The organism is Streptococcus oralis (genome assembly GCF_901543815.1).
GTDB lineage: Bacteria > Bacillota > Bacilli > Lactobacillales > Streptococcaceae > Streptococcus > Streptococcus oralis_CM.
Genome location: NZ_CABEIU010000002.1, coordinates 276,807 through 300,258, shown reverse-complemented (window position 1 = coordinate 300,258; position 23,452 = coordinate 276,807). Strand labels below are relative to the sequence as shown.

Annotated in this window: 19 protein-coding genes; 5 read left to right on the top strand and 14 right to left on the bottom strand. The window is 41.8% G+C overall.

What is annotated here, in order from left to right; genetic code table 11:
- Nucleotides 1-133 precede the first annotated feature (133 nt).
- Nucleotides 134-1,744, bottom strand: coding sequence for a glycoside hydrolase family 13 protein (locus tag FQT28_RS01640; RefSeq protein ID WP_143989202.1), 1,611 nt, complete (start codon nucleotides 1,742-1,744; stop codon nucleotides 134-136).
- A gap of 152 nt (nucleotides 1,745-1,896) precedes the next feature.
- On the opposite strand from FQT28_RS01640, the gene FQT28_RS01635 reads away from it, so the two are divergent.
- Nucleotides 1,897-3,381, top strand: coding sequence for a DUF1846 domain-containing protein (locus FQT28_RS01635; protein WP_143989201.1), 1,485 nt, complete (start codon nucleotides 1,897-1,899; stop codon nucleotides 3,379-3,381).
- Between the two features lie 132 nt (nucleotides 3,382-3,513).
- Here the strand turns inward: FQT28_RS01635 and FQT28_RS01630 are convergent, their stop codons facing one another.
- From FQT28_RS01630 to FQT28_RS01610, 5 genes are read right to left on the bottom strand one after another with little or no spacing between them, the layout of a single operon-like run.
- The gene (locus FQT28_RS01630; protein ID WP_143989200.1) at nucleotides 3,514-4,545 is read right to left on the bottom strand and encodes a sensor histidine kinase; all 1,032 of its coding nucleotides are present in this window, start codon (nucleotides 4,543-4,545) and stop codon (nucleotides 3,514-3,516) included.
- A complete protein-coding gene (locus tag FQT28_RS01625; RefSeq protein ID WP_143989199.1) occupies nucleotides 4,512-5,210 on the bottom strand; it encodes a response regulator transcription factor in 699 nt (232 codons plus the stop codon). The genes FQT28_RS01630 and FQT28_RS01625 overlap by 34 nt, the downstream gene beginning before the upstream one ends.
- Nucleotides 5,211-5,222: 12 nt before the next feature.
- On the bottom strand, nucleotides 5,223-5,945 hold the full coding sequence (locus FQT28_RS01620; RefSeq protein WP_143989198.1) for a lantibiotic ABC transporter permease: 723 nt from the start codon (nucleotides 5,943-5,945) through the stop codon (nucleotides 5,223-5,225).
- Complete coding sequence (locus FQT28_RS01615) at nucleotides 5,945-6,733, bottom strand: lantibiotic ABC transporter permease (protein WP_143989197.1); 789 nt, start codon at nucleotides 6,731-6,733, stop codon at nucleotides 5,945-5,947. The genes FQT28_RS01620 and FQT28_RS01615 overlap by 1 nt, the downstream gene beginning before the upstream one ends.
- A gap of 1 nt (nucleotide 6,734) precedes the next feature.
- Nucleotides 6,735-7,442, bottom strand: a complete 708-nt coding sequence (locus tag FQT28_RS01610; RefSeq protein WP_143989196.1) for an ABC transporter ATP-binding protein — start codon at nucleotides 7,440-7,442, stop codon at nucleotides 6,735-6,737.
- A 285-nt stretch (nucleotides 7,443-7,727) separates the two neighbouring features.
- On the opposite strand from FQT28_RS01610, the gene FQT28_RS01605 reads away from it, so the two are divergent.
- Nucleotides 7,728-8,210 (top strand): S-ribosylhomocysteine lyase, encoded by a 483-nt coding sequence (locus FQT28_RS01605; protein WP_143989195.1) that lies wholly within the window; start codon nucleotides 7,728-7,730, stop codon nucleotides 8,208-8,210.
- 58 nt (nucleotides 8,211-8,268) lie between these two features.
- Here FQT28_RS01605 and FQT28_RS01600 read toward each other — a convergent pair whose 3' ends face one another.
- Nucleotides 8,269-10,374 carry an ATP-dependent Clp protease ATP-binding subunit gene (locus FQT28_RS01600; RefSeq protein WP_143989194.1) on the bottom strand — a complete coding sequence of 702 codons (2,106 nt, stop codon included), beginning with the start codon at nucleotides 10,372-10,374 and terminating at the stop codon, nucleotides 8,269-8,271.
- Nucleotides 10,375-10,766: 392 nt separating this feature from the next.
- On the bottom strand, nucleotides 10,767-13,082 hold the full coding sequence (gene pflB / locus FQT28_RS01595) for a formate C-acetyltransferase (RefSeq protein WP_143990049.1): 2,316 nt from the start codon (nucleotides 13,080-13,082) through the stop codon (nucleotides 10,767-10,769).
- A gap of 236 nt (nucleotides 13,083-13,318) precedes the next feature.
- Here pflB and dinB point away from each other — a divergent pair, with 236 nt between their 5' ends.
- The gene (dinB, locus tag FQT28_RS01590; RefSeq protein WP_125450449.1) at nucleotides 13,319-14,380 is read left to right on the top strand and encodes a DNA polymerase IV; all 1,062 of its coding nucleotides are present in this window, start codon (nucleotides 13,319-13,321) and stop codon (nucleotides 14,378-14,380) included.
- Nucleotides 14,381-14,413: 33 nt separating this feature from the next.
- On the opposite strand, the gene FQT28_RS01585 is transcribed toward dinB, so the two are convergent.
- Nucleotides 14,414-15,259, bottom strand: coding sequence for an undecaprenyl-diphosphate phosphatase (locus FQT28_RS01585; protein ID WP_125450450.1), 846 nt, complete (start codon nucleotides 15,257-15,259; stop codon nucleotides 14,414-14,416).
- A 61-nt stretch (nucleotides 15,260-15,320) separates the two neighbouring features.
- A complete protein-coding gene (locus FQT28_RS01580; RefSeq protein ID WP_143989193.1) occupies nucleotides 15,321-17,210 on the bottom strand; it encodes a DUF2207 domain-containing protein in 1,890 nt (629 codons plus the stop codon).
- Nucleotides 17,211-17,343: 133 nt separating this feature from the next.
- On the opposite strand from FQT28_RS01580, the gene FQT28_RS01575 reads away from it, so the two are divergent.
- Together FQT28_RS01575 and FQT28_RS01570 are read left to right on the top strand one after the other, a co-directional pair.
- Entirely contained in the window at nucleotides 17,344-18,906 is a 1,563-nt protein-coding gene (locus tag FQT28_RS01575) for an ABC transporter substrate-binding protein/permease (RefSeq protein ID WP_143989192.1), read from the top strand.
- The gene (locus FQT28_RS01570; RefSeq protein WP_143989191.1) at nucleotides 18,906-19,646 is read left to right on the top strand and encodes an amino acid ABC transporter ATP-binding protein; all 741 of its coding nucleotides are present in this window, start codon (nucleotides 18,906-18,908) and stop codon (nucleotides 19,644-19,646) included. Before FQT28_RS01575 ends, FQT28_RS01570 begins: the two co-directional genes overlap by 1 nt.
- Before the next feature lie 93 nt (nucleotides 19,647-19,739).
- Here FQT28_RS01570 and FQT28_RS01565 read toward each other — a convergent pair whose 3' ends face one another.
- The 4 genes from FQT28_RS01565 to ilvC all read right to left on the bottom strand — a co-directional run bounded on the left by FQT28_RS01565 (nucleotide 19,740) and on the right by ilvC (nucleotide 23,381).
- Nucleotides 19,740-19,955 carry a capsule biosynthesis transcriptional regulator gene (locus tag FQT28_RS01565; protein ID WP_001130035.1) on the bottom strand — a complete coding sequence of 72 codons (216 nt, stop codon included), beginning with the start codon at nucleotides 19,953-19,955 and terminating at the stop codon, nucleotides 19,740-19,742.
- A gap of 100 nt (nucleotides 19,956-20,055) precedes the next feature.
- Nucleotides 20,056-20,952, bottom strand: a complete 897-nt coding sequence (locus FQT28_RS01560) for an SPFH domain-containing protein (protein WP_000242874.1) — start codon at nucleotides 20,950-20,952, stop codon at nucleotides 20,056-20,058.
- A 77-nt stretch (nucleotides 20,953-21,029) separates the two neighbouring features.
- The gene (gene ilvA, locus FQT28_RS01555; protein WP_084945604.1) at nucleotides 21,030-22,280 is read right to left on the bottom strand and encodes a threonine ammonia-lyase IlvA; all 1,251 of its coding nucleotides are present in this window, start codon (nucleotides 22,278-22,280) and stop codon (nucleotides 21,030-21,032) included.
- A 78-nt stretch (nucleotides 22,281-22,358) separates the two neighbouring features.
- The gene (gene ilvC, locus FQT28_RS01550) at nucleotides 22,359-23,381 is read right to left on the bottom strand and encodes a ketol-acid reductoisomerase (protein WP_000290685.1); all 1,023 of its coding nucleotides are present in this window, start codon (nucleotides 23,379-23,381) and stop codon (nucleotides 22,359-22,361) included.
- Between the last annotated feature and the right edge of the window lie 71 nt (nucleotides 23,382-23,452).

Sequence of the window (23,452 nt, the reverse complement as noted above, 5' to 3'; positions counted from 1 at the left end):
TACCCTATTTTTTCATAAAAGCAAGGACTTTCACCAGATTTTTTAGAAAATTCTAACAAATATTTTTTTAAGATTTTTCTACACAATTTTTAGTAAAAAACCTCAAGCTTCAAAGGCTTGAGGTTCACTTATTTTAATCCGTTAGTTCCACACAGAAAGCATCCCATGGAGCCAAGACCTGTTTTTCAACTACTTCTTTAGTAGTAGTGTTTTCAATCAAGATTGATTTAACTTTTCCTTCTACTGCAAAGTTTTGTTTTTCATTGGACAAGTTAGCCATAACTAAGAAACGACAGTCACCGTCTTTGCGAATATAGGCGAAGATCTTGTCAGCTGTATCAAGCAATTCAAAATCAGCTCGAATCAGCCAGCTATTCTCCTTACGGATCTGAACCAACTTCTGATAGGTATAGAAAATAGAATCTGGATTTGCCAGTGCTTCTTGAACGTTGATTTCTTCGTAGTTTGGATTAACTGCCAACCAAGGTTGACCTGTTGAGAAACCAGCGTTTTTGTTCTCATCCCATTGCATTGGGGTACGGGCATTATCACGACCGATGACACGGATACTGTCCATAATTTCCTCTAGAGGAACGCCTTTTTCAAGAGCTTCACGCGCATAGTTGAGAGATTCAATATCTTCTACTTGATCCAGTGTCTCAAACGGATAATTGGTCATCCCAATCTCTTCACCTTGGTAGATATAAGGTGTCCCTCTCATGAGATGAAGCAAGATTGCAAAGGCTTTGGCGGATTTTTCGCGGTATTCTTGGTCATTTCCCCAGATAGAGACGATGCGAGGAAGGTCATGATTGTTCCAGAAGAGGGAATTCCAGCCGTCTTCAACTCCTAACTCTGTCTGCCATTTGTTGAAAATTTCTTTTAATTTCCCTACATTTAACTCTTTTTGGTAGTGCCACTTAGGTTGCCCTTCCTGATACTGAAGACAGATGTGTTCAAACTGGAAGACCATAGACAATTCTTGCCCCTTTGGATCCGAGTAGAGTTTGGCAATCTCTGGCGTTGCTCCCCATGTTTCCCCTACTGTCAAGAGATCTTTATCCCCAAAGGTTGCCTGATTCATTTCCTTGAGATAGGGATGGAGCATAGGACCATTATTAACTACCTTCTCGTCAGGAATCTTGCCAATCATATCAATGACATCCATACGGAAACCACCAATACCTTTATCAATCCAGAAGTTCATCATCTCGTAAATTTTCTGGCGCAGTTTTTCATTCTCCCAGTTGAGGTCGGGCTGTTTCTTGCTGAAAAAGTGGAGATAGTATTGCCCTGACTTTTCATCGTATTCCCAAGCAGAGCCACTAAAAATAGACTCCAAATCATTGGGCTCATCCCGCCAGATATAGTAGTCTCGCTCGGGACTGTCAGGATTTTCACAGGCCTCGACAAACCAAGTATGCTCATCCGAGGTATGATTGACCACCAAGTCCATGATAATTCGAATATCGCGCTTCCTAGCTTCTGCGATGAGTTGGTCCATGTCCTCCATAGTCCCGAAAATAGCTGCAATTGCTTGATAATCAGCAATATCATAGCCATTATCATCCATAGGACTGTCATAAACGGGAGAAAGCCAAATCGCTGTGATTCCTAACTTAGCTAGATAGTCTAACTTACTAGTAATTCCTGACAAATCGCCAATTCCATCTCCGTTACTGTCCATGAAACTCTTTGGATAGACTTGATAGACTACGGCATTGTGCCACCATTTTTCTTGCATCTGTTTACCTCATTATTTTAATAATCTATAGTCTATGATAGCGCTTTTTAAAACTTAGTGCAAGCGTTTGCCTAATCTTTTTAATTTCTTTTTTGGCTCCATAGTTTCCTATCTTCCAATTTTTTATTATAATAGAGGTCAGAGGTAAAAAAATGAAAAAACAAGCTTTTAGTTCTGAACAATATCTGAATCTACAGCGCAACCACATCTTGGAGCGCATTAACCAATTTGATGGCAAGCTCTATTTGGAGTTTGGTGGCAAAATGTTAGAAGATTTCCACGCTGCTCGTGTACTTCCTGGTTATGAGCCTGACAATAAAATCAAGCTCTTGCAAGAATTGAAAGAGCAGGTTGAGGTTGTTATCGCCATTAATGCAAGCAACATCGAACATTCTAAAGCACGTGGCGACCTAGGCATTTCTTATGACCAAGAAGTTCTTCGTTTGATTGACAAATTCAATGAACTGGGAATTTTTGTTGGTTCGGTTGTCATCACACAATACGCTGGCCAACCCGCTGCAGATGCCTTCCGCAACCAGTTAGATAAAAACGGGATTGATTCCTATCTTCATTATCCGATCAAAGGATACCCGACTGATATGGACCACATCATCTCTCCAGAAGGCATGGGAAAAAACGACTACATCAAAACCAGTCGCAACTTGATTGTCGTAACCGCTCCTGGACCTGGTTCTGGAAAATTGGCAACTTGTATGTCAAACATGTACCATGACCAAATCAATGGCATCAAGTCTGGTTACGCTAAATTTGAAACCTTCCCAGTTTGGAACCTTCCCCTTCATCATCCGGTCAACTTGGCCTATGAGGCTGCCACAGCAGACCTTGACGATGTCAACATGATTGACCCCTTCCATCTCCAAACCTACGGAGAAACCACTGTCAATTACAACCGTGATATCGAAATCTTCCCAGTACTCAAACGTATGTTGGAACGTATTCTCGGTGAATCTCCATACGCTTCACCAACAGACATGGGTGTCAACATGGTTGGCTTCGCTATTACAGATGATGAAGCTGCTGTCGAAGCTTCTAAACAAGAAATCATCCGCCGTTACTATCAAACAGTTCTTGACTTCAAGGCTGAAAAAGTCGGAGAAACTGCTGTCAAGAAGATTGAACTTCTCATGAACGACCTCGGTATCACACCTGCAGACCGTAAGGTTGCTGTCGCAGCACGCCAAAAGGCAGAAGAAACCGGTGGGCCTGCCCTTGCTCTCGAATTGCCATCTGGTGACATTGTCACTGGTAAAAACTCAGAACTCTTTGGCCCTACAGCTGCCGCCTTGATCAACGCGATTAAGAGATCTGCTGACATTGCTAAGGAAGTGAAATTGATTGAGCCTGAAGTTGTCAAACCAATTCAAGGCCTCAAGATTAACCATCTAGGCAGTCGCAATCCTCGCCTCCACTCAAACGAGATCCTGATTGCTCTTGCCATCACAGCTATGGAAAATCCAGATGCTGCGCGCGCAATGAAGGAACTTGGTAACCTCAAAGGAAGCGAAGCCCACTCAACCATCATCTTGACAGACGAAGACAAGAATGTCCTTCGCAAGCTAGGCATCAACGTAACCTTTGACCCATTCTACCAATACGATCGCTTGTATCGGAAATAATTAAACGAGGCTGGATAAAACTCAATTTGGGTAAAAATCCAGTAAATCTTTACATGATAAAAGATAAAACGCATAATATCAAGGCTTTTGAACACTTGATATTATGCGTTTTTATGATTTTTTCATCCTCATTTATTTCAATGAAATTGCCAACTCAACACAGGCTCCTCCTTGGTCTGGATTGAGCAGGGTCAGACGACCACCGTGCAAGAGAGCTACCTGCTTAGAAAAGGCTAAGCCGATGCCATGATGGGGATTAGCTGAATTGCGGCTTTGATCACTCTGGTAGAAGAGCTGTTCCGCTCCTAGCAACATCTCCTCTGAAAATGCAGGCCCGTTGTTCCAGATAGCAAAAACCAACTGGTCCTGCTGCACTGATACCGTCAGCTTCACTTCTTTTTGGTCTTGGTCAGCATGTTCAAGCGCATTTAGTAAAATATTGAGCAAAGCTCGCTTGAGATAGTCCAAATGAACTGACAAAATCAGACTAAGATCACAATCTTCTTGGAGAGAAAAACGATAGTTTTCCTGTTTGCTGAACAGTGCCCAGTCGTCCTGTAGAGAAGCCAAAAAGTTCTCCAAGGAAAGCTGACTGAACTGATTAGAATCAATCTGAAAAGTCTTAGCGTAATCAATCAAAGAGCCACAATATTCTTCCATCTTGTGACTGGCCTGCAAAATCTCAGCAGCATAGTCTGCCTGTAGCTGGTCCAACTGGGTCAACTCCAAGAGCTCAGCATTCCCCTTAATCACAGTTAGGGGCGTCTTCAAATCGTGCGATGTCGCTGATAGCTGTAAAATCAACTCCTGATTATGCTGCTGCTCTTTTTCTAGAAGACGAGCATTTTCTTGGTGGCTGCTCCGTAAATCGCTATAAACTTCGAGCATTTCCTCGATCCGAAAAAGCTGGCTTTGGTTTTCTTCTAAAAGCTTCTCGCTCTTTAGCATTTTTATTTCTCTGTTGATTTTTCGGAGCAATTTCAAAATATGATAAAAAGTAATCAGCAGCAAGCTCCCTGCCCAAAAGAACAAGGTAAAAAGAACGTGATTACTTCCTTGCGTAAATTCATAGCCTATAAGCACAAAAATCAAAATATGAAAAAAGACGATTTTTAAACTGGTTGTCCAGACTAGGCTTTTGAAATTTCGGGTTCTAATTGCCATCTATAGCCTACTCCTCTCACTGTTGCGATTGCTTGCAGCCCTTCTTGTTTGCATTTTTGGCGAATTTGATATACGTATTCTGAGATGGAGCGAAGCTGTGTTTCTGAGCTTTCTGGGTAAAGCAAGGTATGCAGGCGTTCAGCTGAAAAGGTCTGCTTGGGATTGCTAGCTAGTAAATGCAGTAACTTAAACTCTCGCTCTGAAAATTTCAAGACTTTACCAAAACAGGCAACTTCATAACGCTCTGGATAAAATTGACAAGAAGCAATTTCAGAATATCGCTCCTCACGTCTTTCCTCCCGCCGAAGATGAGCTCTGACACGCGCCAGCAATTCTTTGGTTCCAAAAGGCTTGACAATATAGTCATCTGCTCCGCGAAAGAGCCCTTCCACTTTGTCCGCCTCCAATCCCTTAGCCGTCAGAAAGATGATTGGACACGAAAGATGAGGACGAATGTAGGAACACAGCTCAAAACCATTAACAGGCTCCATCATCACATCCAGCAGAATCAAGTCATATCCGACAAAATGCGTCAGCTCTAGGTCTTCTATCCGATCAAGCGTCGTCACATCATAAGCATCTAGCTCTAGGACGTTTTTCACCAGCTTTAAAATGCTCTGGTCGTCATCAACCACCAAAATACGATACTGTCTCATGACTTCCATTATAGCATACCTCTAGCGAACATCTCGTTTCAAGGTTAAGAATATAGCAGAGCTCCAAACCAAAGCTAACCAGAACAGCTGTATCCCCAACCCTGATAGGTCTAGTGAATGCTGAAGCCTTTCATACTCAAAAAGATTGAGGGTAGCAAGATCGGGCAGGTATTTTGCTTCCTGGATAAAAGTTGCCAATAAACGACTGAGACCAATCAAGAGAGGAAAGAGCACCGACACCGGCACAATCCAAGATTGAAATAGCAAAGCGAGGCCGGCAGCTAAAAAAGCCAGAAAAAGATTGCTGAGAAGACCAAAAGAGCTGTAATAAAGGAATTTCTCCAGTAAGGACCAGCTAAAGTCTAGGTCAAATCGAGCCAGCATAACAAAGAAACAGCTACTTATAATGACACTATAGAGAACCAAGAGCAGCAAGAACAGAAAAAGGATTTTCCCAGCCAACCAAGCCTTTCTATTTGATACAGTTAGAAAATTCGTTCGCATCCCAGACTTGACAAACTCCTGGGCAAAATAGAGGGAAGTAAAGATGACGATGACAGGCTGCGCCAGATAGAGGGCATGCAAAGCCTCGCTCAGAGCTTTCGTCTGGCCAACTGCTGTCTGACTATAGTCAAGATTCATCAGAAAAAAAGGAACAGCTACCAGAGCTACCAAGGCTGCACCAAGAGCGAGATAGTAAGAACGGAACTTAATCCATTCACTTCTAAGCAGAGCTTTCAGCATTAGTATCGCCCTCCTAAATCCGTCTTCAAAAAGCGCAGAGAGGTCATACCGCCGATGACTAGTAACCATGCACCAAGTATCAACAGTCCTTGCAAGGGATTGTTGGCATATTGAGAAGTTGGCGTTGCCACAAACAACTCTCCTGCTGGCTGTGGCAAATAAGCTCCCCAACTCGTGTGAGCTGCTAGATAGTTTCCTAAATTATAGATTTGGGGTACGAGAAAAAGCAGAGGAACTAGCATGGTCCGAGCCAATAAACCTAACAAAAATGAAAGGATTCCTAATAAGGTTAGAGATAAGGTTTTCCACAAAATCAAACTCCAAGCTGCCTGATTGAGCAGAATCGGATCAAGCCCTTCCTTTCCTAAAGCTAGGTGCATGACCATATAACTAAAGTAGATTGATAAAAAGCTACTGGCAAGAGAAAAGCAAGCAAAGGTCACGACTTTCCCCACAAGCAACTTCAGGCGGTTATTACAGGTCAAAAGACTGGTTCTCAAGCTATGAGACTGGAATTCCATAGCTCCCAAAATTCCAGCTAAGATGACCAAAACCATGCCTGCCATAGAGGCCCCGTTGAGACCCAGATATTCCAGCGGATCAATGGCTTCTGCCAGACCGGGAACGGTCTCAGGCGTGGCATCCAAGCCAATGGACAAATACTGTCGGCCCTCCAGCCAAGATACGGCAGGCACCAAGAGTAACATGAAGGCCATACTCACTTTGAAAGCCTTGGTTGAGCAAATTTTCAACCATTCTGAATGCAATAAAGACATCGTTTCTTTCATTTTAAACCTCCTCTGTCAAATCAAAGAAGAGATCTTCTAGACTATCTGAATCTTGCAGCACCTCTTCCAATTGTCCCTGCTCAATAATGCGCCCATGATGAATCAAGACTACATCATCTGTCACCATTTGCACCTCTGACAGGATATGAGAGGATAGAAGTACCGTTTTCCCTAAGTCAGCCTGCTGACGGATGAAATTTCTAAACCACTTAATCCCACTTGGATCCAGTCCATTGATCGGCTCATCTAATATGAGAAACTGAGGATCACCCAGCAAAGCTGCTGCCAAACCCAGCCGCTGACTTTCCCCTAGAGACAGGCTTGACAAGAGGTCCTTTCTCTTATGAGCGATTCCAGTCATCTCCAAAACCTCATCGATCCGAGACTTGGGAATAGCATTACTCGCCGCGATAATTCGCAGGTGGTCATAGACCTTTCGATTTGGCAGACCGCCAATGCCGTCAAAGGCTGCACCTACCGTTCTGAGCGGATAAGTCATTGACTGATAGGTTTGCCCATCAAAAGTCGCAGTACCAGACGTCGTCCGATCTAAGCCCAAGAGAATCCTCAAGGTCGAACTTTTCCCTGCACCATTTGGACCCAAAAAGGCTGTAATCCGACCGCTTCTAGCTGTAAAAGAAATATCTTCCAAAATCTGCTTGCTGCCATGCTTTTTGCAGACTCCGTCTATTTTCACCATATGTTCCATACTGAACTCCTTTATCTTTATTTTCTCCAGTATATCCAATCTAGTTCAGAATTAGTTCAGAGATCGAGCAAAAATTCTAAAAGTTGATCCCACCTTTCAAAAGTCGCTCTAGCTTCATTAGAAAGAACTCAGTTTTTCTTTTCCTTTACTCCATTCTTTCTTTATAATTCTGAGGTTTATGTATGGAGACTTTATTATCATTCTAGTACCAAAAAGTCATTTATCAAACTCCATCAAGAGCAGGCTTTATGATATAATGAAAGAAGAAAACTGAAAGGAACGACCATGTCAAAAGAAGTTATTGTTGAAAGTTTTGAACTTGACCACACCAATGTTAAAGCACCCTATGTTCGCTTGATTGGAGAAGAAACAGGACCAAAGGGAGATATCATCTCCAACTTTGATATTCGCTTGGTGCAACCAAATGAAGACTCTATCCCTACCGCTGGCCTTCACACTATCGAGCACCTCTTGGCCAAACTCATCCGTACCCGCATTGACGGCATGATTGACTGTTCGCCATTTGGCTGCCGTACAGGTTTTCACATGATTATGTGGGGGCGCCATACCAGTGCTGAAATCGCGGCTGTTATCAAGGATTCGCTCAAGGAAATCGCTGAAACCACTACTTGGGAAGATGTCCCTGGAACAACCATCGAATCTTGCGGAAACTACAAAGACCACAGCCTCTTTTCTGCTAAAGAATGGGCAAAACTCATCTTGGAACAAGGAATCTCAGATGATGCCTTTGAGCGTCATGTCATCTAAACACAAAAGGAACCAGCTTTTAGCTAGTTCCTTCTTTTTTTATTCTCAAAATCTTGAGTTAGGCTTTTTCACGAATGACCAAGACACCATCTTCCATATCAGCTTCTAGGTGTTTAGCATCAAGGTTATCCAAGTGGAAGTCTGTCACCTTATCACGGATTTGTTGCTCAACCACGCGACGGAGCGGACGAACACCCATAACTTCGTCATAGCCTTCTTCTGTGATAAAGTCCTTAGCTGCTTGGCTGACTTCCAAATCAATGTCTTTCTTAGCCAAGGTTTGGTTAACTTCAGCCAACATCAAGTCCACAATCTTAGAAAGGTCTTCCTTATTCAAGTGTGAGAACTCGATAACTGCGTTAAAGCGGTTAAGGAATTCTGGACGGAAGAATGGTTTCAAACGATCCATTAATTCTGGTTTATCCGCATCTTCTGTCAAGTTAGCTTCATAGCCAAATCCAGCATTTGATGTCGCGATAATGACCGTGTTCTTGAAGTTCACTGTATTTCCTTGACCATCAGTCAAACGACCGTCATCCAAGACTTGGAGGAGAAGGGTGATTACTTGAGGATCAGCCTTTTCAATTTCGTCCAAGAGAATGATAGAGTAAGGATTGCGACGAACACGTTCTGTCAAGGTATTGCTATTGTCATCATACCCCACATAACCTGCTGTTGTACCGATTAACTTAGAAACAGCTGTGCGGTCACTATATTCAGACATATCCAAGCGGATAATCGCATCCTTAGTCCCAAACATATCGAGCGCCAATTGCTTAGCAAGCTCCGTCTTACCAACCCCAGTAGGACCTACGAAGAGGAAGCTACCGATTGGGCGATTGCCTTCATCAAAACCAGCACGGTTACGACGGATAGCGCGAGCCACTGCTTCTACTGCCTTATCTTGGCCGATTACCTTGTGTTCCAAGCGATGGGCCATATCTTTCAAACGTTCGATGTCTGACGCTCCCATTTGTGATACTGGAATACCTGTCATTCGTTCTACAGATTCGGCCACATCATTGACAGTGGCAGTCACTTTCATATCTTCTGTGTGGTTTTCAACTTTTTTCTCCAATTCTGCAATGCGTGTTTTGGCATTGAGAGCTGCTTCAAAGTCTTCTGCTTCAACTGCTTTTTCTTGCTTGTCTTTTTCTGCCTCGATTTCCCGTTCAACAGCATGAACATCTGTTACTGGATGTTGAGCTGCCAAGTGAGCCGCCGTTACATCTACAAGGTCGATAGCCTTATCAGGCAAACTACGTTGAGGAATGTATTGGATTGAATAATCCACTGCTGCTTTCAAGACTTCATCTGGCAAGATGACATTGTGGTGTTGTTGGTAGAGGTCACGAATCCCTTGAAGGATTTTAAAGGTATCCTCTGCTGAAGGAGCATTGACCTTCACTTCGTTAAAACGACGAGCAAGAGCTGCATTCTTTAAGATAGTGTTACGGTATTCGTCTTGAGTCGTTGCCCCAATAACAGTCAACTCACCACGGGAGAGAGCTGGCTTGAGAATGTCCGCAAGACCTTTAGAACCGCTGTCTCCACCTGTGCTACCAGCACCGAGAATTTGGTGAATTTCGTCAAAGAAGAGGATAATATTTCCTGCTTCTTTCACTTCGCTAACAAGATTTTGAATGTTTTCTTCAAAGCTACCACGGTATTGAGTACCCGCCTCAAGACCAGAGATATCAATAGAAATAATTTCCTTATTCTTAATGGCAGCTGGGACATCTCCGTTCACAATAGCTTGTGCTAGGCCTTCGACAACGGCTGTCTTACCAACACCTGCATCTCCGACAAGTACAGGATTGTTCTTGGTACGACGTGAGAGGATTTCAGATGTTTCTTGAATTTCCTTGTTTCGTCCGATAACAGGATCCAGCTTACCCTCACGAGCTTCTGCGGTCAAGTTTCGACCTAGTTTAGCAAGGACACCGTCTTGTTTCATACCTGAAGCGTGTTGTTGCATTTGTCCATCAACTTCTGCATTTCCTGGCAATTGACCAGTTGCACGATAATGAGCAAATTCCTCAGGTGTCACTTCTCGTCCATTAATCAAGTAGCGACGATTTTCAGAACTATATCCTCGCATACCACCCATCAATTGGTTAAACAAATCATCCATGTTGTTAAAGTTATTAAAGTTGTTATTCATATTCTTTACCTCGTTTATTGTTCATTATTCGCGGCCTCTGATATTGACTATCTTTGACCTTTGTTTTAAAAATTTTAGACTAGCTAACTAGCTACCCTACGTATAATTTCTGGTTTTTCTTTTTTAAATAAGCCTTTTATCATCTTCTTTTCAAAATCTGTTAGATTTAACATAGGCCTCACCCCTTTCCTGGGATTCTACACTTCATTCTCAAGGAACAATTCGTTGAAAATGAGCTTTTTAAGGAATTCATTTTCCTTATGTTTCTACTATATCACTTTGGTCAGTAAAAGTCAATAATTTTTTGACCAAATTTGACTATTTTTTAAAAAATTTTTAAGCACACAAAAAGCCAGTCATATCGACTGGCTTTTCTCTATTACAATTGAATCTTAGCTCAATGCGTCATCCATTGAAAGAACTTCGTGGAAGACACGTTGTGTCAATTCAGTTTTTTGTTCTGGAGTGAGGTATTTAGTGTTTACACAGTATCCAGAGATACGTACGATAACGTCTTCGCCATTCATAATCTTGTCATAAACATCGTTCAAGTCCATAACGTTCAAGTTAACGTGTTGTCCACCGTTTTCGAAGTAACCATCAAGGATTGTTACCAAGTTATCCACTTGTTCGTCACGAGTCTTACCAAGAGCACGTGGAGAAACTTGAGTTGTCAATGAGATACCGTCAGCTGCGTAACCAAAGTCAAGGCTAGCAAGTGAGTTCAAGTTTTGCAACCATCCACCTTTAGCTTTGTTAGAAGGGTTAGCACCTGGTGAGAAGAATTCAAGTTTAGACAAGTTCACAGAACCATCTTCGTTGAGGTATACACCTTTGTGGACTGGTGAGTTACCAGTTTGTTTAGAGTAAGCAACGTTAGATGTGATTGTCAATAGTGATACTGTAGCTTCTGCGTCTTTGTAAAGTTTGTGGCTACGTAGACGAGTTGTATAAGCTTCGATCAACCATTCTGCCAATTCGTTTGAACGTGGGTCATCTTCACCCCAACGTGGGTATTCACCGATTGTTTCATAATCGTAGATATAACCATCTTCATCACGGATTGGTTTAACGGTAGCGTATTTAATCGCTGACAATGTATCAACAGTGTTAGCAAATCCACAGATACCGAATCCCATGTTGGCACGTTGTTTCGTTGGCAAGAAGGCCATTTGAACAGCTTCGTAGTTGTACTTGTCAGTCATGTAGTGGATGATGTTCAAAGCATCTACATAAGTGTCAGTCAACCAGTCAAGAGATTTTTCAAAGTTCGCTTTAACTGATTCAAATTCAAGAACTTCGTCACGGATAGGATCGATGTCAAATACTTTGTAGTCTTTGTGAACATCGTCGTAACCACCGTTCAAACCAGTAAGAAGGGCTTTCAAAACGTTTACACGAGCACCGAAGTACTGGATGTTGTGGCGTTGATCTTCGTTTTCTGGGTCAAGCGGTGACACACAGCATGAGATACAGCTCATTTCACCGTATCCGTCTTTAGCCATTGTTGTTACACCTTCGTATTGGATAGAAGAGTGTTTGTGGCTCATATGCATACAGTAGCGACGGAAGTTGTATGGCAATTTGTCAGTCCAAAGAACTGTCAAGTTTGGCTCTGGAGAGTTACCGATGTTGTCAAGAGTGTTCAAGAAACGGTAGTCCATCTTAGTAACACGGTGACGACCGTCGTTACCCATACCAGCCATAGAAGTTGTGATGAAGGTTGGGTCACCTGAGTACAATTGGTCATAAGCTTTTGTACGAGCAAATTTAACTGTACGAAGTTTCATAACGAAATCATCAACGAACTCTTGGATTTCTGATTCAGTAAATGTGCCACGAGCAAGGTCACGTTCTGCAAAGATATCCAATACGATTGGCACACGTCCTAGAGATGTTGCAGCACCGTTGATAACACGGCAGACAGCCATAAAGGCGATGTTCACCCATTGGATGGCTTCTTTGACGTTCATCGCTGGTTTGCGGACATCAACTCCGTAAAGGTCACCCAAGCGAACAACTTGTTGCAATGCCTGGTATTGAAGGTTTACTTCTTCACGAAGACGGATTGTTTCTTCATCAATTTCTTTAATTGCATTCCAGTCGTTTACTTTTTCTTGCATCAAGTAGTCTGCACCGTAAAGAGCAAGACGTGCGTAAACACCGATGATACGTCCACGTGAGTAGGCATCTGGAAGACCAGTTACAGTGTGAGCGTGACGAGCGCGACGGATGTTTGAAGTATAGGCACGGAAGATACCGTCGTTAACTGTTGTTACGTATTTAGTAAAGATTTCGTGAACAGCTGGATCTGGTTCGTATCCATTTTCTTTCAAAGTAGTTTCAGCCATACGGATACCACCTTTTGGCATGAAGTTCAATTTGAAGAGTTCATCGTTTTGGATACCAAAAATCAATTCGTTTTCTTTGTCGATAAATCCAGCAGGAATATCAGCAATAGATGTTGGACGAGTGTCCATTGGGAAACGAGTTTCTTCGTAGTGTGCTTTTGTTTCTTCTACAATCTTTTTAATGTGAAGTGAACGTTCTGTTGGTCCAGCAAGGAAGCTTTCATCTCCATCGTAAGGTGTGTAGTTAGCTTGAACGAAGCGAGAAATACTTGCTTTTTCTTTCCAATCTACGCCTTTGAAGCCTTCCCAAGCTTTATCAAAAATGTCTTGTGCTTCAACAACTGTCTTAACAACCATGTTAATGTCCTCATTTTTCTTTCTAGTAACAGTCATCTGTTACATTCATGAGACCAGTATACCATACAGTAACCGATTTCAACAAGCGAAAAAAGGCTTTTTTATCACTTTCTTTTCTAATACAGTCTGTTTATCAGTGCGATCTGTATTATATATTTGAAAGAATGAGTACTCTTTCCCATTTTTTCAGAAAAAAGGGTATAATAAATAGAAAATGACACTAGAAAGGAAGAAAAATGCTCATATTTCCATTGATTAATGATTTGTCCAGAAAAATCATCCATATCGACATGGATGCCTTTTTTGCTGCGGTGGAAATAAGAGATAATCCTAAGTTAAAGGGCAAACCTGTTATCATTGGGAGCGACCCCAGACAAACAGGTGGTCGAGGTGTCGTTTCTACCTGTAGCTACGAGGCGAGAGCTTTTGGTGTTCATTCAGCCATGAGTTCTAAAGAAGCTTATGAGCGTTGCCCTCAAGCCGTCTTTATCTCGGGAAATTATGAAAAATACAAAACTGTGGGACTTGAGATCCGAGCTATTTTTAAACGTTACACCGACCTGATTGAACCTATGAGTATTGACGAAGCCTACTTGGATGTGACAGAAAATAAACTCGGTATCAAGTCAGCTGTCAAAATAGCTCGTCTCATTCAACAAGATATCTGGCAGGAGCTGCACCTTACCGCTTCTGCAGGTGTTTCTTACAATAAATTTCTAGCTAAAATGGCCAGCGATTATCAAAAGCCACATGGTTTGACAGTTATCCTCCCTGACCAAGCCCAAGAATTTCTCAAACAAATGGATATTTCTAAATTTCATGGAGTGGGCAAGAAAACAGTGGAAAGGCTTCATGAAATGGGCATTTATACTGGCGCAGACTTATTAGACGTTTCTGAAGTCACTTTAATCGATCGGTTTGGCAGACTCGGTTTTGACCTTTATCGGAAAGCTAGAGGCATTCATAACTCACCAGTCAAGGCCAATCGCATTCGTAAGTCCATTGGCAAGGAGAAAACCTATGGAAAGATTCTCCAGGCTGAAGAGGACATCAAAAAAGAGCTGACTCTTCTCTCTGAAAAAGTTGCTCTCAATCTCAGCAAACAAGACAAAGCTGGAAAAATCATTATCCTAAAGATTCGTTACGCTGACTTCTCCACTCTAACTAGGCGGAAAAGCCTCTCACAAGCAACACAGGACGCTAGCCAGATTTCTCAAACCGCCCTTCAACTTTACGAAGAACTAGCCGAAAAAGAGAAAGGCGTTCGTTTACTAGGAATTACAGTGACAGGATTTTAAAAAGCTTGAAGGAAAATTCCCTCAAGCTTTTTCTTATACAAATAAACGCACAAAACTATAGAGCAACAAAACGCTACCGAGTACGATACGGTATTTACCAAAGAGTGTAAAGTCGTGTTTCTTCACATAGCTGGTCAAGAAACGAATGGCAACCATGCTGACCGCAAAGGCAACACCCATAGCAACCAAGAGCAAGAACAGTTGTCCAAAACTCAAGAGTTGACCTGCTTTAATAAATTTGAAAATCTTTAAAGCACTGGCTCCGAACATAACAGGAATTCCGAGATAGAAGGTAAACTCTGTTACGACAGAGCGGCTCGTTCCATTTAACAAACCACCAACAATCGTCGCACCTGAACGGCTCGTTCCTGGGAAGAGGGCGAGGACTTGGAAGAGTCCAATGTAAAGGGCTGTTTTATAAGGCAACTTGTCTAACTCTGTTACTGTTGGTTCAACGGCTTGCGCCTTATTTCGTTTTTCAAGATAGATAAAGGCAACACCATAGATAATCAACATGATTGCAACCGAAACCATGTTATGGAAGTTGGCATCAAACCAATCATCTAGTTTAAAAACCAATAGTAAAGGCAAGGTTGCAACGAGAACTTTTGACCACAATTGCCAAGTTCGACGAACTTCTACCTTAGTTTTACCAGGTTTGAAAGGATTAAGCTTGTTAAAGTAAATCACCATAACTGCTAAAATAGCTCCCAGCTGAATGACAACATTAAACATAGACATGAAGGCTTCATTCTGGTCCTTGTATTGTACAAATTCTTCAACCAGGATCAAGTGGCCAGTACTTGATATAGGCAACCATTCTGTAATTCCTTCAACAATCCCAAAAAAGATTGACTTCAAAATTTCAATAAAATACATACATTACTCCTTTTTCTGTCCTCTATTATAGCATAATTTCGGATGTTGTGATAGATTTTTTCTAGAAGGCTCCGATACTACCACCGCCTCCGCCTCCTGAGAATCCTCCGCCAGAACTTCCACTTCCAGAAGAGACGGAGTAGGTACTTGCTGTGTTTGCAATACTAGCATAGTGACTCATTTGAGCAGTTGAATGATAAAACATACTGTGCCAGCCATAAGCTATGTAAAGATTGATATCTGGGTTCTCAACTTGAATCTGATAAGATTTCATCAAATGACTCACCTTGTCCGCATAACCAAATAAAGTAGCATAGACAAGGAGGCGATTCCAAAGAACAATACTTTCTAATTCTGCCTTGTCTAGGTGAGCGATATCGCGAAGCATGTTTTCAAAACTAGTCCAGAGATAGTATGCTTCTAGTCCTTCTTCGTTTAAAACACCATCACGAGTATCAAATCGTGTCGTCCAATAATAGACGGCAGCTAACATCAAGCTCACAAACCCAAGGATAGGAAGTGGTAGAGAAAGGTACCCGTGAGCATCCAAACTATACAAGAACCAGCCAAAACCAACGAAAGCAGGTAGAAGCGTAGAGACACCTATCGTCAATCGCAAGATTTTTTCTCCATTACTCAGTGGACGATAATAATCTGGAAGTTGCAAAGAGGAAACCCGCTTTCTCACCCCATCCTGCATCTGCTTCAGAGCTTGCTCGAAAGAAGACTTAAGCTTACGTCCCGTTTTCTGAATCCGTTTTTCATCAGTTGCTTTTGCACCTTGGTAAAGACTAGTTGACACTTGGTAATCTGCAAACAAATCTGAAACAAGCACTTCTTCTCTTCCTGAAAAAGCCAAATTAAGGCAATCTTTTTCAAAACTTGCTAATCCTTTTTCTTTTACGACTTTTAGACGGACCTCGTCTCCATTTGAGATGATTGAAACATTTCCACGGTCAATCACATCCAATAAAGTTGCCTGAACGAGTTGGTCAAAGGTGAACTTCCCTCCTCCCTTGGTCAAGGGACTGACTTCCTCTAAAGAAGTGGAGTAAACAGCTTCCGATAAAACCATCGGTTCTAAGTCCATTGGCGGTTCATAGAGACGGTGATTTTTGGCATATTTCTTTGATGGGGAGGTTTTTCTTCTGTAAATGCAGTAGAAAATAACACTAAAGACTAAAGAAAGCGAAAGTAGCAAAGGGATAATCCACGTAACCAGAGCTTTGCTTTGAGCTTTTTCAGCAGTAATGGATTCCTCTATTTTTTCAAATTCTGCTAAACGATTGCCTTTCAATCCCTGATCCAAAGCTGTTCCAAAATCTTTTCTAGGCCAATAGGCATGCAATTCAACCCCACGCTGACGAGGTAGGTTCTGTAAATAAACACGATAATCACTATCTATCTTCTCTACCTTGCCCTCTGTAAAGAGTTTCCCTGTATGAAAGAAAAGTTTTTCTGCTCCATTAAAGCCCATTACTCGAAACTCAAAATTTTCGATAGGTTCTGAACTATCCGTCAAGGGTTGCCAATTAAGTTCCGCGATATCATCATATAGAAATAGGAGATTTTTTAATTGCCATGTGATTACCACTTCAACAGTATCTCCCTCTTGGCCTGGATTATACACTTTTACAGTATAACCTTCCGATTCTTCTATCACTTCACTATTGACATTCTCAATGGCACTAGCATTTTTCCATACCTGAACCTTTGGACTGGAATCTATTTCAAAGCCCTTTGGCATCTTACCAGAACGGCCAAGTCCTACTAGTTGTCCATTAAAATCCTCATCAAAATGATATACTACTTTTTCCCTAAATTCTGCCGTATTATCTGCATGAATATACAAATCACCTTGATAAGAGCGAATCTTGAAATCAACCGCAAAAACAGAGAGTGGTAAAATACAAAACAAGCTAAATAAAAGCAAGAAAAAAGTCTTTTTCACAACACAATCCCCCTTTTTATCTTTGCTATCATTATATCATTTTTTATAAGTAAAGGCTTACTTGTATTGAAAATCTCACTATTTTTCGATACAATAGAGAGAAGTCATTTTTAGACTAGAAATAGGAGAAAACATGAAAAAATTATGCTTATCTATCCTTGCTAGCCTAGCCCTTACCTTAGGACTAGTTAGCAAGGTCCAAGCTGACGAATATTTACGCATCGGGATGGAGGCAGCTTACGCCCCCTTCAACTGGACCCAAGACGATGATAGTAACGGTGCTGTTAAAATTGACGGTACCAACCAATATGCCAATGGCTACGATGTCCAAATCGCTAAAAAGATTGCCAAAGATCTAGGTAAGGAACCTTTGGTCGTTAAAACCAAGTGGGAAGGACTTGTTCCTGCTCTTACTTCTGGCAAAATCGATATGATCATTGCAGGTATGAGCCCAACGGCTGAACGTAAACAAGAAATTGCCTTTTCAAGCAGTTACTATACTAGTGAACCTGTTCTATTGGTCAAAAAGGACTCTGCCTATGCCAACGCCAAATCTTTAAACGATTTTAGCGGAGCAAAAATCACGTCTCAACAAGGCGTTTACCTTTATGACTTGATTTCCCAAATCCCAGGTGCCAAAAAAGAAACAGCCATGGGGGATTTTGCTCAGATGCGTCAAGCACTTGAAGCAGGTGTCATCGATGCCTATGTTTCAGAACGCCCTGAAGCCCTGACCGCTGAATCTGCCAACTCCAAATTCAAGATGGTCCAGCTTGACAAAGGCTTTGAAACCGGAGAAGAAGACACCGCTATTGCCATTGGACTTCGTAAAGATGACAGCCGCATCAGCCAAATCAATGCCAGCATCGAAACCATTTCTAAGGACGAACAAGTAGCTCTTATGGATCGGATGATCAAAGAGCAACCAGTTGAGGCGACAACAACGGAGGAAGAAAGTAGTTTCTTTAGTCAAGTCGCTAAGATCCTTTCTGAAAACTGGCAACAACTCTTGCGTGGTGCTGGTATCACACTCTTGATCTCCATTATCGGGACCATCGCAGGGCTTATTATCGGGCTTGCAATAGGAGTCTTCCGTACTGCTCCACTATCTGAAAGCAAGGCCATCTATGGCTTGCAAAAGCTACTTGGCTGGATTCTCAATGTCTATATTGAAATTTTCCGTGGCACGCCTATGATCGTTCAATCTATGGTTATCTACTACGGTACAGCACAAGCCTTCGGTATTAACCTTGACCGTACACTGGCTGCCATCTTCATCGTTTCAATCAACACGGGGGCCTACATGACAGAAATCGTCCGTGGAGGTATCCTAGCAGTCGATAAGGGACAATTTGAAGCTGCAACTGCTCTTGGTATGACCCACAATCAAACCATGCGCAAGGTTGTCCTCCCTCAGGTCGTTCGCAATATCTTACCTGCTACTGGTAATGAGTTTGTCATCAATATCAAAGATACCTCTGTACTGAATGTTATCTCTGTGGTAGAACTCTACTTCTCTGGTAATACTGTGGCCACCCAAACTTATCAATACTTCCAGACATTTACAATCATCGCCGTGATTTACTTTGTCCTCACCTTCACAGTGACCCGTATCTTGCGCTTCATCGAAAGACGCATGGACATGGATACCTACACTACAGGTGCTAATCAAATGCAAACGGAGGACTTGAAATAATGAATCAACCCATTCTTGAAATTAAACACCTCAAAAAATTCTATGGACAAAATGAAGTCTTAAAAGACATCTCTCTGTCAGTCCACAAAGGAGAGGTTATCTCCATCATCGGGAGCTCAGGAAGCGGAAAATCAACCTTCCTACGTTCTATCAACCTACTTGAAACACCTACTGAGGGGGAAATTCTCTATCGCGGAGAAAACGTCCTTGCAAAAGGCTATGACCTTACTCACTATCGTGAAAAGCTCGGAATGGTTTTTCAATCCTTCAATCTCTTTGAAAATCTCGATGTTCTCGAAAATACGATCGTCGCCCAAACGACTGTCCTTAAACGAGAACGCTCTGAAGCTGAAAAAATTGCCAAAGAAAATCTTGAAAAAGTTGGCATGGGAGAACGCTATTGGCAAGCCAAACCAAAACAACTCTCTGGTGGCCAGAAGCAACGTGTGGCCATCGCACGCGCCCTCTCCATGAATCCTGACGCCATCCTTTTCGACGAACCAACATCTGCCCTTGACCCAGAAATGGTCGGTGAAGTCCTTAAAATCATGCAAGACCTGGCTCAAGAAGGCCTGACTATGATCGTCGTCACCCACGAAATGGAGTTCGCCCGCGATGTCTCACACCGTGTCATCTTTATGGATAAGGGTGTCATTGCCGAAGAAGGCAAGCCAGAAGACTTCTTCACGAACCCTAAAGAAGAACGAACGCGAGAATTTCTTCAGCGCTATCTCAACTAACAAGCAAAGACTGCATAAAATATGTAGTCTTTTTACTAACTCTTTTCAAAACAAAAGGCAGATCCATTTTAAGAATCTGCCTGTAAGCCTAGTTTAATCTTCAAATTTTTCATGATTCTTGTCATAAAAATCAATTAAGCCTAGAGCTGTTTCAAATGAAATATTTTTCACTTTTGCACGACCTTGTGCCAAAGCAATAATTGACATTTCACGTGCATTTGTTTCCTTAGAGATACGGTAACCTGTGATTTTCTTATCACGAACCCAGCCAACAACTGATTCTACTTTTTCAAAGTTTGATTTAGCCATGTTCTTCTCCTATTTTGTTCTTTACGATACTGAAATATATCCATTCTTTTAGGATTATCCAAAAAACATCTACTTATTGAAAACAAATAATGAATTATTATTACTTAGCTTTTAAAGCTGATAATATGCTTGTTCGTATATCTTCAACTCCATCAGGATTTGCTGGTAGGAAGATGGTATTATTGCCCTTATTATCTGCGAAATTATTCAAAGTATCCAAATACTGATTTGTTAATAGAATGGACATAATCTGGGCTTCCGTGAGTTCAACATTGGCTCCTTTTAATTCTTGAATAGAATCAGCAAGTCCGTCAACAATAGCCTTACGCTGTTCTGCAATCCCTACCCCGTGTAGGCGATCTTTTTCTGCCTCTGCTTCTGCCGCGGTCACAATTTTAATCTTATCTGCTTCTGCAAGTTCTTGCGCAGCGACTCTCTTACGTTGAGCAGCATTGATTTCATTCATTGATTGTTTAACTTCAGCGTCAGGCTCAACCTTCGTAATCAGTGTTTTTACAATGATGTAACCATATGTAGACATTTCTTCTGCTACTTGCTTTTGAACTTCTAATGCAATTTCATCTTTTTTCTCAAATAGTTCATCCAAGGTCAATTTAGGTACAGATGAACGCAAAGCATCTTCAATATAGGATTTGATTTGAGCTTCTGGTCTCATTAGTTTATAGTAAGCATCTGTGACATTATTCTCATTCACTCGATACTGAGTCGCCACATTCATGGTCACAAATACATTATCTTGTGTTTTTGTTTCCACGACGATCTCACTTTGCAATAGACGCAACTGCACCCTGGCTGCAATTCTATCAATTCCAAAAGGCGCTCGTACATGAATACCACTATTACTCAACTTTTGGTATTTACCAAAACGCTCGATAATAGCGACAGACTGTTGCCTTACAACATATACAGAGCTGATAATAATCGCTGATGCAATCAGCACTAGAATAAAGAGAACAAGTAAAACATGTAAAACCATGGGAATCTCCCCCTTTCGTCACCATCATTATAGCATCATTATAGGAAATTGGCAAATAATATGATAGCAAATTTATTTTAGACTAGCATATTATACAAAGTCTCATTTCCGTTCAGATTGATATAAGATGGGTCAAACTTTTCCATCCGATGAATCAAGCCAGCATAATCATGCTTATCAGCAAGAGCAATCCCAATCAATACTGGACCTGTCCCCTTGCTGGCCCGTTTGATATATTCAAAACGAGTGATGTCATCATTGGGCCCCAAAATGTCATTTACAAACTCCCGTAGAGCTCCTGGACGCTGTGGGAAGTTCACAACAAAGTAATGCTTGATGCCATCATAAATCAAGGCACGTTCTTCCATCTCTGGCATACGGTTGATGTCGTTGTTCCCTCCAGAGATGATACAACAAATGGTCTTACCTTTGATATAGTCCGATAGAACTTCCAAGGCTGCAATGCTGGCCGCTCCAGCAGGTTCGGCGACAATTCCTTGCTTGGAATAAAGATCAATCAAGGTCTCCGAAATCAAACCCTCATCTACTCCAATAAGAGTTTCAACATTCTGACGAGTTGCTTCATAAGTCAACTGCCCAACTTTCTGCACCGCTATTCCATCAGCAAATTTGTCAATTTCTTTGAGTTTAACTGGTCCTCCAGCCTCAAAGGCTGCCTTCATCGAACGGGCACCATTGGCTTCTACACCAATTACTTCGATAGCGGGATTGGTTTCTTTGATATAGGTCGAAACCCCTGCAATCAGTCCGCCACCACCTACCGGAACTAGTACTGTATCAAAATCAATAGACTCTTTACGGGCTTCTTCAAGAATTTCGTAGGCCACAGTTCCTTGACCAGCTTGAACATGGATATCATCAAAAGGATCGATAAAGGTTCTATTTTCTGACAACGTAAACTCTTGCGCTGCCTTAGCAGAAGCATCAAAGGTATCCCCAACCAACTTGATTGTCACAAACTCTCCACCGAAAAAGCGAACCTGCCCAATCTTTTGTTGCGGTGTTGTGATGGGCATAAAAATTGTTGCAGGAATCTTCATCTCCTTACAAGTATAGGCGACACCTTGGGCATGATTTCCCGCAGAGGCACAGACTACACCACGCTCACGTTCTTCTTTTGATAGTTGAGAAATGGCATAATAGGCTCCGCGAATTTTAAAAGAGCGAACTCTTTGCGCATTCTCCTTTTTCAGATAGATCTTAGCTCCATACTTTTCTGATAAGTAATGATCATATTCCAGTGGTGTATTCACTACTACACCACTTAAAACTTTGTGGGCTTTCACCACATCTTTTGCACTTAGCATGTCTCCTCCTCAAATACTTTACAAGGTAAAAAGCGAGTTAGGTACCCCCCAACTCGCCTTCTGTTTTTATTCTAAGAATTAGTTATAGATTTTGAAAGCATCATCGTCGTTTTTACCAACGAATGGCATTGCTTTACGTAGTTCTGCACCAACTTTTTCAATTTCAAGGTTAGCTGCTTGTTCACGGTAAGCAGTCAATTTTGGACGTCCCGCTTTATAGTCATTTACAAAGTCATTTGCAAATGTACCATTTTGGATGTCTGCAAGAACTGCTTTCATGTTTTCTTTAACTTGCTCAGTAATCACACGTGGGCCTGATACATAGTCACCGTACTCAGCAGTATTTGAAATAGATTGACGCATTTTCTTGAATCCACCTTCATAAATCAAGTCAACGATCAATTTCATTTCGTGAAGAACTTCAAAGTAAGCCAATTCTGGGGCATAGCCTGCTTCTGTCAATACTTCAAAACCTGCTTCGATAAGGGCAGTCAAACCACCACAAAGTACAGCTTGTTCACCAAACAAATCTTCTTCAGTTTCTTCTTTGTAAGTCGTTTCAAGCAAACCTACACGAGCTGCTCCAACACCTTTACACCAGTCCATAGCAATGTTTTTCGCATTTCCTGTGGCGTCTTGGTAGACTGCATAAAGAGCTGGAACACCAAATCCTTCTTCATAAGTACGGCGCACCAAGTGTCCTGGCCCTTTAGGAGCACACATGAAGACATCTACATCTGCAGGAACTTTGATAAATTCAAAGTGAATGTTGAAACCATGAGCAAATCCAACTGCATTTCCAGCTTCCAAGTTTGGAGCGATTTCTGCTTCGTACAATTCTTGTTGAATTTCGTCTGGTGCCAAGATCATGATAACGTCAGCCAATTTAGTTGCTTCTGCTACTGTGTAAGTGTCAAAACCATCTTCTTTTGCTTTGTCAAAAGATTTACCTGGACGCACACCGATGATGACATCACGACCTGAGTCACGCAAGTTTTGCGCATGCGCATGTCCTTGTGAACCATAACCGATTACGGCGATTTTTTTACCGTCAAGCGCTGCTACTTTAACATCTTTTTCGTATTCCATTTGAACTGCCATAGTTTTTCTCTCTTTTCTATTTTTATTGCCTTATAGGCTGGTTAAACAAATTTATGCTGGATTTTATACTC